Source organism: Rahnella sp. R3(2024) (genome assembly GCF_042920125.1).
Taxonomy (GTDB): domain Bacteria; phylum Pseudomonadota; class Gammaproteobacteria; order Enterobacterales; family Enterobacteriaceae; genus Rahnella; species Rahnella rivi.
Genome location: NZ_JBHGBU010000001.1, coordinates 2,115,328 through 2,130,099, shown reverse-complemented (window position 1 = coordinate 2,130,099; position 14,772 = coordinate 2,115,328). Strand labels below are relative to the sequence as shown.

The window sequence follows — 14,772 nt, the reverse complement described above, 5'->3', positions numbered from 1 at the left end:
TCATTCACAGCGTACAATGTCTTCCTTTTCTCGGGTGAGAGTTCTATGGCTGACATAACCCTGATCAGTGGCAGTACGCTTGGCAGTGCCGAATATGTTGCCGAACACGTGGCAGAGAAGCTGGAAGAAGCCGGTTTCTCCACACAGACGTTTCATGGCCCGGAGCTGTATGAAGTGCCTTCAGAAGGGATCTGGCTGGTAGTGTGCTCTACGCACGGAGCCGGTGAGTTACCGGATAACCTGCAACCCTTCATGGAACAGCTGGAAGATCAGCAACCGGATCTGTCGAATGTTCGTTTTGGTGCCTTAGGTTTGGGCAGCAGCGAATACGATACCTTTTGCGGTGCGATCAACGCGCTGGATCAGAAACTGACGTCATTAGGGGCAAAACGGATCGGCGATCGTCTTGAGATCGACGTGACTCAGCATGAAATTCCTGAGGATCCCGCAGAGGTTTGGGTGATCAATTGGATTAATTTACTCAAATAAGTGTAAATTTCAGGCGATCAGATGTGGATAACTATGCTTTAAAGCAGTGTAAAACCCGTAGTTATCCTTCTAACAACTGCTGTACGCTTTTCAGGCTGTGCATAACTCTCAATTCTGATCCCAGCTTATACTGTCCAGGATCACCGATCATTCACAGCATTCGATCCTTCTTAGCATACTGATATTCATAGACAAAAATGACTTATGCACAGAGGATCGCGATCCTAATAGAAGTATTAATAAGAGATCTTTAAATAAAAAAGATCTTCTTTTAATTAGGGAAGATCCTCCGGGGCTTGTGGAAGCTCTAAACTTGAGTAGAATCCCTCCTCCCAACGCCATACAAAGAAAGTTCGCTTGAACGCTGAGGTGCAGTCGCATGTTTTATCCGGATCAATTTGACGTCATTATCATCGGTGGAGGTCATGCAGGTACTGAAGCTGCCATGGCTTCTGCACGAATGGGACGCCAGACCTTGTTGTTAACCCACAATATCGACACGCTGGGACAGATGTCGTGTAACCCGGCAATTGGCGGGATCGGGAAGGGACATCTGGTTAAAGAAGTGGACGCTCTCGGCGGGTTGATGGCCACAGCGATCGACCATGCGGGTATTCAGTTTAGGATACTAAACGCGAGCAAAGGCCCGGCCGTCAGGGCAACACGTGCCCAGGCTGACCGTGTGTTATATCGCCAGGCAGTACGTACGGCATTAGAGAATCAGCCAAACCTGATGATCTTCCAACAGTCCGTCGAAGATCTCATTGTGGAAAACGATCGCGTGGTTGGCGCCGTGACTAAAATGGGTCTGAAATTCCGCGCGAAAACTGTCGTACTGACCGTCGGAACATTCCTTGATGGCAAGATCCACATCGGTCTGGAAAACTACAGCGGTGGCCGTGCCGGGGATCCTCCTGCGATCTCCCTTTCTCAGCGCCTGCGTGAATTACCGTTACGCGTAAACCGCCTTAAAACCGGGACACCTCCGCGTATCGATGCTCGCTCAATTGATTTCAGCGTACTGGCTCAACAGCACGGTGATAATCCGGCACCGGTATTCTCTTTCATGGGCAACGCGTCGCAACATCCGCGCCAGATCCCGTGCTACATGACCTATACCAACGAAAAAACCCATGACGTGATCCGTAATAATTTGGATCGCAGCCCGATGTATGCCGGAATCATCGAAGGGATCGGCCCGCGTTACTGCCCGTCGATCGAAGATAAAGTCATGCGTTTTGCCGATCGTAATTCTCATCAGATCTTCCTTGAACCGGAAGGCCTGACCAGCAACGAAGTTTATCCGAACGGAATTTCAACCAGCCTGCCTTTCGATGTTCAGATGCAGATCGTACGTTCCATGCAGGGTATGGAAAATGCGGTGATCGTTCGTCCTGGCTACGCCATTGAGTACGATTTCTTTGATCCGCGTGATTTGAAACCGACGCTGGAAAGCAAATTCATCGCAGGCCTGTTCTTTGCCGGACAAATCAACGGCACCACAGGCTACGAAGAAGCAGCAGCCCAGGGCCTGCTGGCAGGTATGAACGCAGCACGCAGCGCTACTGAAGATGAAGGCTGGGCCCCACGCCGCGATCAGGCGTACCTGGGGGTTCTGGTCGATGATCTGTGTACGCTGGGCACTAAAGAACCGTACCGCATGTTTACCTCACGTGCTGAATACCGTCTGATGCTGCGTGAAGACAACGCTGATTTACGTCTGACGGAAAAAGGCCGTGAACTGGGCCTGGTCGACGATGTGCGTTGGGCTCGCTTTAACCAAAAACTAGAAATGATCGAACAAGAACGTCAGCGTCTGCGTGGTATCTGGGTAAATCCTCATCACGCGCAGGTGGAAGAGATCAATGCACACTTGTCAGCTCCTCTCTCAAAAGAAGCCAGCGCGGAAGAACTGCTGCGTCGTCCGGAAATGACTTATTCGCTGATCACAACGCTGTCCCCCTTTGCACCATCTGTCCCTGATGCCGAAGCCGCTGAGCAGGTTGAGATTCAGATCAAGTACGAAGGTTACATTGCCCGTCAGCAGGAAGAGATCAACAAACAGCTGCGTAATGAGAATACGGTGTTGCCTGCCGATCTCGATTACCGTCAGGTGAACAGTCTGTCTAACGAGGTGATCGCCAAGCTTAACGATCACAAGCCGACATCGATCGGTCAGGCTTCGCGGATCTCCGGTATTACCCCGGCTGCAATCTCGATTTTGCTGATCTGGCTGAAAAAACAAGGCTTGCTGCGTCGCAGCGCCTGAGTCACCTCTCTGATAACCGCCCTGTTGCTCTAACGGGCGGTTAAATCCTGCTTTTCCCGCCTTTCTGGCTGCTTTATCATTCCCCCACCGGGTTGTTCCCGGAATACCGACTCTGTCAGAGGATTTTCACTGTGCAAAAGAAACTGGACTCGCTGCTTGCTGCGGCAGGAATAGCGTTACCCGATCAGCAAAAACACCAACTGATTGCCTATGTTGAACTGCTGCATAAGTGGAACAAAGCCTACAACCTGACATCCGTGCGTGATCCGATGCAAATGCTGGTGCGACATATTCTGGACAGCATTGTGGTGAACGAGCATTTACAGGGCAGCCGTTTTATTGATGTCGGCACAGGCCCGGGCCTGCCAGGCATTCCTCTCGCCATCGTTCGCCCTAATTCACACTTTACGCTGCTGGACAGCCTGGGTAAGCGCGTACGCTTCCTGCGGCAGGTTCAGCATGAACTGGGGCTGCAGAACATCACACCGGTCCAAAGCCGGGTTGAAGAGTTTGATCCTGAACCTCCATTCGATGGCGTCATAAGCCGTGCCTTCGCCTCGTTGCAGGATATGTTGTCCTGGTGCCACCATTTACCGAAGAAAGGGCAGGGGCGTTTCTATGCGCTGAAGGGCGTGTGCCCGGATGATGAGCTCGCCGCCTTACCCGCCGGTATCACACTGGAAAGTGTGGTGAAACTGCAGGTACCGGAACTTGACGGAGAACGGCATCTGATAATTCTTAATGCAAACTAAAGTTGAGAATTATCAATTAATCCTTAAAAAATGTGTGTGTTATCAGAGTAAAAATGAGCAGGCTAATTAAATAGCGGTGACTTTCTACAAATCACCGGTTTTTTACACACTGATAGCATTTTTGCGACGTTTTATTTTAATCCGTACCGAGATAGTCACTTGTGAAATTTATTCGGCATTGAACGACTGATATTCAACTTGTAATGAAAATGTTGTTATTTGTTGGGTAGATGTATCAATGAAGGGTGTCTATTTTTAAATAAGATGTTTTCTCAATCGCAAATTTCTTAACATTATGATTTATAACATCTTTAAAAAGCCGGTTTAGCTAAAGACAATCCGGACGCCCAGGGTATATAAAAGGGCTCCGGTTAATTATGTGATCCAGTGCACGCTTCTTTGTCGGGTGATGAAATAACCGAAGCAAAGTAAAAAGGGCAAATTCAGCTATAGTTTCGTTATCAAAATAGTGATGAAGAGGAAAATTTAAATAATTGTTCACCTTTTCGCTACTTATCCATTGAATTCGTTCCTGTGCACCGTATAATTTGCTCGGTTTTTGCTGCTTGACTCAAAACAGTAAAGGCAGTGATATACGGCATTCAGCATACCTCCAGCTAGGTACTTGATACGGAGAGAACAAACGTCATGTCTGTATCCGGTATTTTACACAGTACGCAAAGTGTGAAGGTTGCCAGAAAGCTGTTAGTACTGCAGTTATTGACCTTTGTTCTGCTCAGTGCAGTATTTGGTTTCAAAAGCCTGGAATGGACCCTTTCCTCTCTTATGGGTGGGTTGGCCGCCTGGGTACCAAATGTACTGTTCATGCTGTTTGCATGGCGCCATCAGGCGCAAACAACGGTCTCTGGACGGGTTGCCTGGTCCTTTGCTATCGGAGAAGCGCTGAAGGTCCTGGTGACGATAATCTTCATGATTATTGCTCTTGGCCTGTTCAAGGCGGCTTTCGCTCCGTTGGGGTTGGCCTATTTATCGGTGTTGATGACTCAGATTTTGGCACCGGCCGTCATTAACAGTTACCGTACTTAACTACTAAAGGGTAAGAGGCATCATGTCTGCATCAGGAGAAATCTCTACTCCACAAGAGTATATCGGTCACCATCTGACTCAGCTTCAGATAGGGACGGGATTCTGGTCGATTAACATCGATTCGATGTTTTTCTCCGTGTTCCTCGGAGTACTCTTTCTGGTTATCTTCCATCGCGTCGCTAAAAATGCCACCAGTGGTGTTCCGGGGAAACTGCAAACGGCCATCGAGCTGGTTGTCGGCTTCGTCGATAGCAACGTGCGTGACATGTATCACGGCAAAAGCAAAGTCATTGCGCCTTTAGCTCTGACTGTCTTCGTCTGGGTGTTCATGATGAACATGATGGATTTGCTGCCAATCGATTTGCTGCCCTTCATCGGCGAGCACATCTTTGGTCTGTCAGCGTTGCGTGTGGTTCCTACGGCTGACGTGAACATCACGTTGTCCATGGCACTTGGCGTATTCATTCTGATTCTTTTCTATAGCATTAAGATGAAAGGCGTTGGCGGTTTCGTTAAAGAACTGACAATGCAGCCATTCAATCATCCGGTTTTCATTCCGATTAACCTGATTCTTGAGGGTGTCAGCCTGCTGTCTAAACCAGTTTCACTGGGTCTGCGACTGTTTGGCAATATGTATGCGGGTGAGTTGATCTTCATCCTTATTGCTGGCCTGCTGCCGTGGTGGTCACAGTGGATTCTGAGTGTGCCTTGGGCCATTTTCCACATCCTGATCATTACGCTGCAAGCTTTTATCTTCATGGTTCTGACGATTGTCTATCTCTCGATGGCATCTGAAAAACACTGATTTTTCTTTCAACACTACTGCGTTTTAACTGAAACAAACTGGAGACTGTCATGGAAAACCTGAGTATGGATCTGCTGTACATGGCTGCCGCTGTGATGATGGGCCTGGCGGCAATCGGTGCTGCAATCGGTATCGGCATCTTGGGTGGTAAATTTTTGGAAGGTGCTGCACGTCAGCCTGACCTGATCCCTCTGTTGCGTACACAGTTCTTTATCGTTATGGGTCTGGTCGATGCAATCCCAATGATTGCTGTTGGTCTGGGTCTGTACGTGATGTTTGCTGTCGCTTAACACTGAGCTTGCTCACGGTTAAACGAACTACATCAAATATTTCACTTTGAAAGAGGCATTGTGCTGTGAATCTTAACGCAACAATCCTCGGCCAGGCTATCGCGTTTGTCCTGTTTGTCCTGTTCTGTATGAAGTACGTGTGGCCGCCAATTATGGCTGCCATCGAAAAACGTCAGAAAGAAATTTCTGAAGGTTTGTCTTCTGCTGAACGTGCCAAAAAAGAGCTGGACTTAGCGCAAGCCGATGCGACCGACCAACTGAAGAAAGCCAAAGCTGAAGCTCAGGTAATCATCGACCAGGCGAACAAGCGTAAAGCACAGATCGTCGACGAAGCGAAGACCGAAGCCGAGCAGGAACGTAACAAGATCGTAGCGCAAGCTAAGGCAGAGATTGACGCCGAACGCCAACGTGCACGTGAAGAGTTGCGTAAACAGGTCGGGATTTTGGCCATTGCTGGCGCCGAGAAGATCATCGAACGTTCCGTGGATGAAGCTGCTAACAGCGACATCGTTGATAAACTGGTCGCTGAACTGTAAGGAGGGAGGGGCTGATGTCTGAATTTGTAACTGTAGCTCGCCCCTACGCCAAAGCAGCTTTTGACTTTGCCGTTGAGCACCAAAGCTTAGATCGCTGGCAGTCTATGTTAGCGTTCACGGCTGAAGTCACACGCAATGAAATGATTGAAGAGCTTCTTTCCGGTGCGACTGCACCAGAAACGCTGTCCAAGACGTTTATTGCTGTATGTGGTGAACAACTCGACGACGCAGGCCAGAACCTGATTAGGGTGATGGCTGAAAATGGACGTTTACGCGTTCTTCCGGAAGTGTTGCAGCAGTTCATCGAACTGCGCGCCTCTCTAGAGGCTAGTGCTGAGGTTGAAGTCACTTCAGCAAGTCCACTTTCGGAAGAACAGCAGGCAAAAATTGCTGCTGCTATGGAAAAACGTTTGTCTCGCAAAGTTAAGCTGAATTGCAAAATTGACAAGTCTGTTCTTGCCGGTGTCATTATCCGTGCAGGTGATATGGTGATTGATGGCAGCGTTCGCAGTCGTCTAGAACGCCTGGCAGACGTCTTGCAGTCTTAAGGGGACTGGAGCATGCAACTGAATTCCACCGAAATCAGCGAACTGATAAAGCAGCGCATTGCTCAGTTCAATGTAGTGAGCGAAGCTCACAATGAAGGTACTATCGTTTCCGTCAGTGACGGGATCATCCGCGTGCACGGCCTGGCCGATGTCATGCAAGGGGAAATGATTGCGTTGCCGGGTAACCGTTACGCTATCGCCCTGAACCTGGAGCGTGACTCTGTAGGTGCCGTTGTTATGGGCCCTTACGCAGACCTCGCCGAAGGGATGAAAGTAAAATGTACAGGTCGTATCCTGGAAGTTCCGGTTGGCCGTGGCCTGTTAGGTCGCGTTGTTAACACCCTGGGTGCACCTATCGACGGTAAAGGTCCGGTAGAGCATGACGGCTTCTCAGCTGTCGAAGCAATCGCACCTGGCGTTATCGAACGTCAATCCGTAGACCAGCCTGTGCAGACAGGTTACAAATCCGTTGATGCCATGATCCCAATCGGTCGTGGTCAGCGTGAACTGGTCATCGGTGACCGTCAAACCGGTAAAACAGCTCTGGCGATCGATGCGATCATCAACCAGCGCGATTCCGGCATCAAATGTATCTATGTGGCTATCGGCCAGAAAGCGTCCACCATTTCTAACGTGGTACGTAAACTGGAAGAGCACGGCGCACTGGAAAACACCATCGTTGTTGTTGCGACTGCATCAGAATCTGCTGCACTGCAATACCTGGCACCGTACTCCGGTTGCGCAATGGGTGAATACTTCCGTGACCGCGGCGAAGACGCACTGATCGTTTATGATGACCTGTCTAAACAGGCTGTTGCTTACCGTCAGATTTCCCTGTTGCTTCGTCGTCCACCAGGTCGTGAAGCTTACCCAGGCGACGTTTTCTATCTCCACTCCCGTCTGCTGGAACGTGCTGCGCGTGTGAACGCCGAATACGTTGAAGCATTCACTAAGGGTGAAGTGAAAGGCAAAACCGGTTCCCTGACTGCGCTTCCGATCATCGAAACGCAAGCGGGCGACGTTTCCGCGTTTGTTCCGACCAACGTAATCTCGATTACCGATGGTCAGATCTTCCTGGAATCCAACCTGTTTAACGCCGGTATTCGTCCTGCGGTTAACCCGGGTATCTCGGTATCTCGTGTTGGTGGTGCTGCTCAGACCAAGATCATGAAAAAACTGTCCGGTGGTATTCGTACCGCACTGGCACAGTATCGTGAACTGGCTGCGTTCTCCCAGTTCGCTTCCGATCTGGATGAGGCAACCCGTAAACAGCTGAATCACGGTCAGAAAGTGACTGAGTTGCTGAAACAGAAACAATACGCACCGATGTCAATCGTGGCGCAGTCTCTGATCATCTTCGCAGCAGAACGTGGTTATCTGGAAGACGTTGAGTTGTCCAAAGTCGGTAGCTTCGAAGCGGCACTGTTGGCGTTTGCCGACCGTGAGCACGGCGAGCTTCTGCAGCAAATCAACCAAACTGGTGCGTATAACGATGAGATCGAGGGTAAATTCAAAAATATCCTCGATACCTTCAAAGCAACCCAGTCCTGGTAACACTAAGCGGCCTTGCTGCCCTGCTTAAGGCAGATAAGCAGCAGGCCGTTTGGTCATGAGGAGAAGCAGAGATGGCCGGCGGAAAAGAGATACGTAGTAAGATCAGCAGCGTGCAAAACACGCAAAAGATCACTAAAGCGATGGAAATGGTCGCCGCCTCCAAAATGCGTAAAACGCAGGAACGTATGGCGGCCAGCCGTCCTTATGCAGAAACCATTCGTGAAGTGATTGGTCACCTTGCGTTAGGTAATCTGGAATATAAGCACCCTTACCTGGATGAGCGTGAAATTAAGCGCGTCGGGTATCTGGTGGTGTCTACCGACCGTGGTCTTTGTGGTGGTCTGAACATTAACTTGTTCAAAAGGCTGCTGGCAGAGATGAAAGGCTGGTCCGAAAAAGGTGTCGAAGTTGATCTCGCCCTGATCGGTTCCAAAGCAGCCTCTTTCTTCGGCTCCGTGGGTGGCAACGTTGTTGCTCAGGTCACTGGCATGGGGGATAACCCTTCTCTGTCAGAACTGATCGGACCGGTAAAAGTGATGCTGCAGGCTTTCGACGAAGGTCGTTTAGACAAGTTATGCGTTGTCAGCAATAAATTCGTCAATACCATGTCTCAGGAACCACGCATCGTACAGCTGTTGCCTCTGCCACCGGCAGAAGACGGCGCACTGGCGAAAAAATCCTGGGATTACCTGTATGAGCCGGACCCTAAAGCACTGCTGGATACCCTCCTGCGTCGCTATGTGGAATCCCAGGTTTATCAGGGCGTCGTAGAAAACCTGGCCAGCGAACAGGCCGCGCGAATGGTAGCGATGAAAGCCGCAACCGATAACGGCGGCAGCCTGATCAAAGAGCTGCAGTTGGTATACAACAAAGCTCGTCAGGCCAGCATCACTCAGGAACTCACCGAGATCGTCGGGGGAGCCTCCGCGGTTTAAGCTAGGTTTACGAATTACGTAGAGGATTCAAGATGGCTACTGGAAAGATTATCCAGGTAATCGGCGCCGTGGTGGACGTCGAGTTCCCTCAGGATGCAGTACCGAATGTGTACAATGCTCTTGAGGTAGAAAACGGTACCTCCAAACTGGTGCTGGAAGTTCAGCAGCAGTTGGGTGGCGGCGTTGTTCGTTGTATCGCAATGGGTACATCAGATGGCCTGCGTCGCAATCTGAAAGTGAACAACCTGGAACACCCAATTGAAGTTCCGGTTGGTGTAGCGACTCTGGGGCGCATCATGAACGTATTGGGTGAACCAATCGACATGAAAGGTGAAATCGGCGAAGAAGAACGTCGTTCAATTCACCGTCCGGCCCCTTCTTATGAAGAGCTGGCGAACTCCCAGGAATTGCTGGAAACCGGTATCAAAGTTATGGACCTGATGTGCCCGTTCGCTAAGGGCGGTAAAGTCGGTCTGTTCGGTGGTGCGGGTGTAGGTAAAACGGTAAACATGATGGAGCTGATCCGTAACATCGCGATCGAGCACTCCGGTTATTCAGTGTTTGCTGGCGTGGGTGAACGTACTCGTGAGGGTAACGACTTCTACCACGAAATGACCGACTCCAACGTTATCGACAAAGTTTCCCTGGTCTATGGCCAGATGAATGAGCCACCAGGCAACCGTCTGCGTGTGGCACTGACCGGCCTGACCATGGCGGAGAAATTCCGTGATGAAGGTCGTGACGTCCTGCTGTTCATCGATAACATCTACCGTTACACCCTGGCCGGTACTGAAGTGTCCGCACTTCTGGGCCGTATGCCTTCTGCGGTAGGTTATCAGCCAACGCTGGCGGAAGAGATGGGCGTTCTGCAAGAACGTATCACCTCAACTAAAAGTGGTTCTATCACCTCCGTACAGGCCGTTTACGTCCCTGCGGATGACTTGACTGACCCATCTCCAGCCACCACCTTCGCTCACTTAGATGCGACCGTGGTACTGAGCCGTCAGATCGCGTCTCTGGGTATTTACCCGGCGGTTGACCCACTGGATTCCACCAGCCGTCAGCTGGATCCACTGGTTGTTGGTCAGGAACACTATGATGTGGCTCGTGGCGTGCAGTCCATTCTGCAACGTTACCAGGAACTGAAAGACATCATCGCGATCCTGGGTATGGACGAGTTGTCAGAAGATGACAAACTGGTTGTATCCCGTGCGCGTAAGATTCAGCGTTTCCTGTCCCAGCCATTCTTCGTGGCCGAAGTCTTTACCGGTTCTCCGGGCAAGTTCGTATCGCTGAAAGATACCATTCGTGGTTTCAAAGGCATTATGGACGGCGACTACGATCACCTGCCGGAACAAGCGTTCTACATGGTTGGCACCATTGAAGAAGCAGTGGAAAAAGCCAAGAAACTGTAACGCTAGTTTGTTGTGGTATTGAGAGAGGATGACATGGCTGAAAAAGCTTACCATCTGGATGTTGTCAGTGCGGAAAAACGTATGTTTGCCGGCATGGTACAAAAGATCCAGGTGACGGGTAGCGAAGGCGAACTGGGTATTTTCCCGGGGCATGCTCCGCTGCTCACCGCCATCAAGCCTGGCATGGTGCGCATTGTTAAAGAACACGGGGAAGAAGAGTATATCTATCTTTCCGGCGGCATCCTTGAGGTGCAGCCGAATGCAACAACCGTGTTGGCTGATACTGCAATCCGTGGGCAAGACCTCGACGAAGCGCGCGCGCTTGAAGCTAAGCGCAAAGCGGAAGAACATATCAATAGTTCTCACGGCGACGTTGACTACGCTCAGGCGTCAGCAGAACTGGCCAAGGCGATCGCGAAACTTCGCGTTATCGAACTGACCAGGAAAGCGATGTAAAGACATCAGTTTAAAAGGCGACCTTTGGGTCGCTTTTTTTTTGCCTTTAAATAAGCCACTTTCTAGCATTTGTCCGAAAGCGAAACAGGGCTTTTAATGGAATACTTGCCGGATAAGTGGGCGTTTTACCCTCAGATTTTTTGCTGTAGTCTATAGCGTGTACAACCCTTACAGGCTGCGGCCTGCGGGTGGTTTTTGAAGCGAAATATGTAGTAATCCGACCATTGAACGGGTTACTTTTGTCACTCAAATTGGATTTGTCAGGTTACCTATGTCGAACAGCGCACTGAGTGTCGTGATCCTTGCCGCAGGCAAGGGGACACGCATGTACTCCAACCTTCCTAAAGTTCTTCATTCATTGGCGGGCAAGCCAATGGTGCAACACGTTATTGACGCGGCCACTCAGGTAGGGGCGAAAAACGTGCACCTGGTTTATGGCCATGGTGGCGACTTGCTGAAGAAAAATCTGGCAGGCAGTGATCTGAACTGGGTATTGCAGGCGGAGCAGTTGGGCACCGGCCACGCGATGCAACAGGCAGCGCCTTTCTTTGCCGATGATGAAGATGTGCTGATGCTGTACGGCGATGTCCCGTTAATTTCGGTCGATACGCTTGAAAAATTGCTCAAAGCGAAACCGGAAGGTGGCATTGGCTTACTGACCGTTGTGCTCGAAGACCCCACCGGTTATGGCCGGATTGTGCGTGAAAACGCCACGGTGACCGGGATTATCGAACAGAAAGATGCCAGCGAAGAACAGCTTAAAATTCAGGAAATCAATACCGGCATTCTGGTGGCTAACGGTGCCTCTTTGAAACGCTGGCTGAGCAAACTGAACAACAACAATGCGCAGGGTGAATACTACATCACAGATATTATTGCGATGGCGCATGCTGAAGGTCACCAGATCGCTACCGTTCACCCCGCGCGCAACAGCGAAGTGGATGGCGTAAATAACCGTTTGCAACTTTCGCGTCTCGAGCGCGTATATCAGAGCGAACAGGCCGAGCGTCTGCTGCTGGAAGGCGTCATGCTGATGGATCCGGCGCGTTTTGATCTGCGTGGCGAACTGTCTCACGGTATCGACGTGCTGATCGACACAAACGTGATTATCGAAGGCCACGTAAAACTGGGCGACCGCGTCAAAATCGGCGCTGGCTGCTTGCTGAAAAATTGCGTGATCGGCGATGACTGCGAAATCAGCCCTTACAGCGTATTCGAAGATGCCGTGCTGGAAAGCGGCTGCACGGTCGGGCCATTTGCCCGTCTGCGTCCCGGCGCTGAGCTGGCTGAAAATTCCCACGTCGGCAATTTCGTTGAAATCAAAAAATCACGTTTAGGCAAAGGCTCTAAAGCCGGCCATCTTTCCTATCTCGGCGATGCTGATATCGGCGATAACGTGAATATCGGCGCGGGCACCATCACGTGTAACTACGATGGCGTGAACAAGAGCAAAACGATTATTGGTAACGATGTTTTCGTCGGTTCTGACACCCAGCTGGTGGCGCCGGTGAGTATCGGTAACAACGTGACCATCGCGGCGGGCACTACAGTCACGCGCGATGTTCCCGACAACGGTTTACTGTTAAGCCGGGTGCCTCAGGTGCATAAACCTGACTGGCAAAAACCGGTGAAGAAATAATAAGCATTACATAATAATCCCCAACTTCTACAAGGCTCGGGGAACCGCAGGTACACCGGAAAACGGGGCTCGCGGATAAATCAGGTCAGGCATCAAAAAAGGTCCGAAAGACCTTCAATAGGAATAAAACTGATGTGTGGAATTGTAGGCGCAGTAGCGCAACGCGATATTGCTGAAATTCTGTTAGAAGGTTTACGCCGTCTCGAATACCGCGGTTATGACTCAGCCGGTCTGGCTGTGATTGATGCGGAAGGGAAGATGGGGCGTTTACGTCGTGTCGGCAAAGTACAGATGCTGGCTGATGCACTGGATCAACATCCTTTGCACGGCGGCACCGGTATTGCTCACACCCGCTGGGCAACGCACGGCGAACCTTCAGAAGCGAATGCCCATCCTCATGTATCTGATTATATTGCGGTTGTGCATAACGGCATCATCGAAAACCACGAGCCTTTGCGTGAATTGCTGATCGAGCGCGGTTACCGTTTTGATTCTGAAACGGATACCGAAGTGATCGCGCATCTGGTGCATTGGGAACAGCTTCAGGGCGGCACGCTGCTGGAAGTGGTTCAGCGTGTTATCCCACAACTGCGTGGCGCATACGGCACCGTCGTGATGGACAGACGCGACCCGTCCGTTCTGGTCGCTGCGCGCTCCGGCAGCCCGCTGGTGATTGGCCGTGGCGTAGGTGAAAACTTCATCGCTTCAGACCAGCTGGCGCTGCTGCCTGTTACCCGCCGCTTCCTGTTCCTGGAAGAGGGTGATGTGGCAGAAGTTAAACGTCGCTCTGTCAGCGTGTATGACAAAAACGGTCATGCCGTTGAGCGCGAAGAAATTGAATCTAAAGTGCAGTATGACGCCGGTGATAAAGGTGTTTACCGTCACTACATGCAAAAAGAGATTTACGAACAGCCGCTGGCAATCAAAAACACCCTGGAAGGACGTTTCAGCCACGGTGAAGTGAACCTGAGCGAACTGGGTGAAAAAGCTGACGATATTCTGTCACGCGTTCAGCACATTCAGATTATCGCCTGCGGGACGTCATATAACTCAGGCATGGTCGCGCGTTACTGGTTCGAAGCGCTGGCCGGCATGCCGTGTGATGTGGAAATCGCCTCTGAATTCCGCTATCGCAAATCCGCCGTGCGTCCGGGGAGCCTTATCATCACGCTGTCTCAGTCCGGGGAAACGGCTGATACGCTGGCTGCACTGCGCCTGTCTAAGGAACTGGGTTATCTTGGTTCTCTGGCTGTCTGTAACGTTGCCGGTTCCTCGCTGGTGCGTGAATCCGATCTGGCGCTGATGACCAAAGCGGGCACTGAGATCGGCGTGGCTTCCACCAAAGCGTTCACCACTCAGCTTACCGTTCTGCTGATGCTGGTGGCGCGTATGGGCCGTCTGAAAGGCATGGCGCCTCAGGTCGAGCACGATATTGTTCACGCACTTCAGGCATTGCCAGCGCGTATTGAACAGATGTTATCGCTTGATAAAACCATCGAATCTCTGGCAGAAGGTTTCTCTGACAAGCATCACGCCCTGTTCCTCGGTCGTGGCGATCAATACCCGATCGCGATGGAAGGTGCGCTGAAGCTCAAAGAGATCTCTTACATTCATGCAGAAGCCTATGCAGCTGGCGAGCTGAAACATGGCCCGCTGGCGCTGATTGACGCCGATATGCCGGTGATCGTGATTGCGCCAAATAATGAACTGCTGGAAAAACTGAAGTCGAATATCGAGGAAGTGCGCGCCCGTGGTGGCCTGCTGTATGTCTTCGCCGATCAGAATGCCGGTTTCACCGACAGCGAAGGCATGAAAATCATCCAGTTGCCTCACGTTGAAGAGATTGTTGCACCGATTTTCTACACCGTTCCGCTACAGCTGCTGTCCTATTATGTCGCGCTGATTAAAGGGACTGACGTAGACCAGCCACGTAACCTGGCGAAGTCCGTCACGGTAGAATAAGACTCTGCTCCTTCCGTTGCTGAGCGCCCCTTGCGGGCGCTTTTTTTATTTCTGAGCAGCAACAGGGTATAGTCC

At 50.9% G+C, this 14,772-nt stretch carries 14 protein-coding genes; all 14 read left to right on the top strand.

Going from position 1 to position 14,772, the window contains the following annotated elements; genetic code table 11:
- The first annotated feature begins 45 nt into the window (after positions 1-45).
- The 14 genes from mioC (at position 46) to glmS (ending at position 14,697) form a co-directional block, all read left to right on the top strand.
- Positions 46-489, top strand: a complete 444-nt coding sequence (mioC, locus tag ABSH60_RS09675) for an FMN-binding protein MioC (RefSeq protein ID WP_056775965.1) — start codon at positions 46-48, stop codon at positions 487-489.
- Positions 490-868: 379 nt separating this feature from the next.
- The gene (mnmG, locus tag ABSH60_RS09670; RefSeq protein ID WP_056775964.1) at positions 869-2,758 is read left to right on the top strand and encodes a tRNA uridine-5-carboxymethylaminomethyl(34) synthesis enzyme MnmG; all 1,890 of its coding nucleotides are present in this window, start codon (positions 869-871) and stop codon (positions 2,756-2,758) included.
- Positions 2,759-2,889: 131 nt separating this feature from the next.
- Positions 2,890-3,510 carry a 16S rRNA (guanine(527)-N(7))-methyltransferase RsmG gene (rsmG, locus tag ABSH60_RS09665; protein WP_390973747.1) on the top strand — a complete coding sequence of 207 codons (621 nt, stop codon included), beginning with the start codon at positions 2,890-2,892 and terminating at the stop codon, positions 3,508-3,510.
- 648 nt (positions 3,511-4,158) lie between these two features.
- Positions 4,159-4,557, top strand: coding sequence for a F0F1 ATP synthase subunit I (gene atpI / locus ABSH60_RS09660; protein WP_390973745.1), 399 nt, complete (start codon positions 4,159-4,161; stop codon positions 4,555-4,557).
- A 22-nt stretch (positions 4,558-4,579) separates the two neighbouring features.
- A complete protein-coding gene (gene atpB / locus ABSH60_RS09655; RefSeq protein ID WP_217204185.1) occupies positions 4,580-5,362 on the top strand; it encodes a F0F1 ATP synthase subunit A in 783 nt (260 codons plus the stop codon).
- Positions 5,363-5,412: 50 nt separating this feature from the next.
- Entirely contained in the window at positions 5,413-5,652 is a 240-nt protein-coding gene (atpE, locus tag ABSH60_RS09650; protein ID WP_004093904.1) for a F0F1 ATP synthase subunit C, read from the top strand.
- 65 nt (positions 5,653-5,717) lie between these two features.
- Positions 5,718-6,188 (top strand): F0F1 ATP synthase subunit B, encoded by a 471-nt coding sequence (gene atpF / locus ABSH60_RS09645; RefSeq protein ID WP_056775959.1) that lies wholly within the window; start codon positions 5,718-5,720, stop codon positions 6,186-6,188.
- 14 nt (positions 6,189-6,202) lie between these two features.
- Positions 6,203-6,736: a F0F1 ATP synthase subunit delta gene (gene atpH, locus ABSH60_RS09640; protein ID WP_056775957.1), complete on the top strand. Its 534-nt coding sequence runs from the start codon at positions 6,203-6,205 to the stop codon at positions 6,734-6,736.
- Positions 6,737-6,748: 12 nt separating this feature from the next.
- Positions 6,749-8,290: a F0F1 ATP synthase subunit alpha gene (gene atpA / locus ABSH60_RS09635; protein ID WP_056775956.1), complete on the top strand. Its 1,542-nt coding sequence runs from the start codon at positions 6,749-6,751 to the stop codon at positions 8,288-8,290.
- Positions 8,291-8,361: 71 nt separating this feature from the next.
- Complete coding sequence (gene atpG / locus ABSH60_RS09630) at positions 8,362-9,225, top strand: F0F1 ATP synthase subunit gamma (protein WP_056775955.1); 864 nt, start codon at positions 8,362-8,364, stop codon at positions 9,223-9,225.
- Between the two features lie 32 nt (positions 9,226-9,257).
- The gene (gene atpD / locus ABSH60_RS09625; protein WP_056775954.1) at positions 9,258-10,640 is read left to right on the top strand and encodes a F0F1 ATP synthase subunit beta; all 1,383 of its coding nucleotides are present in this window, start codon (positions 9,258-9,260) and stop codon (positions 10,638-10,640) included.
- Positions 10,641-10,673: 33 nt separating this feature from the next.
- The gene (locus tag ABSH60_RS09620) at positions 10,674-11,096 is read left to right on the top strand and encodes a F0F1 ATP synthase subunit epsilon (protein ID WP_056775953.1); all 423 of its coding nucleotides are present in this window, start codon (positions 10,674-10,676) and stop codon (positions 11,094-11,096) included.
- A gap of 271 nt (positions 11,097-11,367) precedes the next feature.
- The gene (gene glmU / locus ABSH60_RS09615) at positions 11,368-12,735 is read left to right on the top strand and encodes a bifunctional UDP-N-acetylglucosamine diphosphorylase/glucosamine-1-phosphate N-acetyltransferase GlmU (RefSeq protein WP_390973740.1); all 1,368 of its coding nucleotides are present in this window, start codon (positions 11,368-11,370) and stop codon (positions 12,733-12,735) included.
- A gap of 132 nt (positions 12,736-12,867) precedes the next feature.
- Positions 12,868-14,697 carry a glutamine--fructose-6-phosphate transaminase (isomerizing) gene (glmS, locus tag ABSH60_RS09610; protein ID WP_122097124.1) on the top strand — a complete coding sequence of 610 codons (1,830 nt, stop codon included), beginning with the start codon at positions 12,868-12,870 and terminating at the stop codon, positions 14,695-14,697.
- The last annotated feature ends 75 nt before the right edge of the window (positions 14,698-14,772 follow it).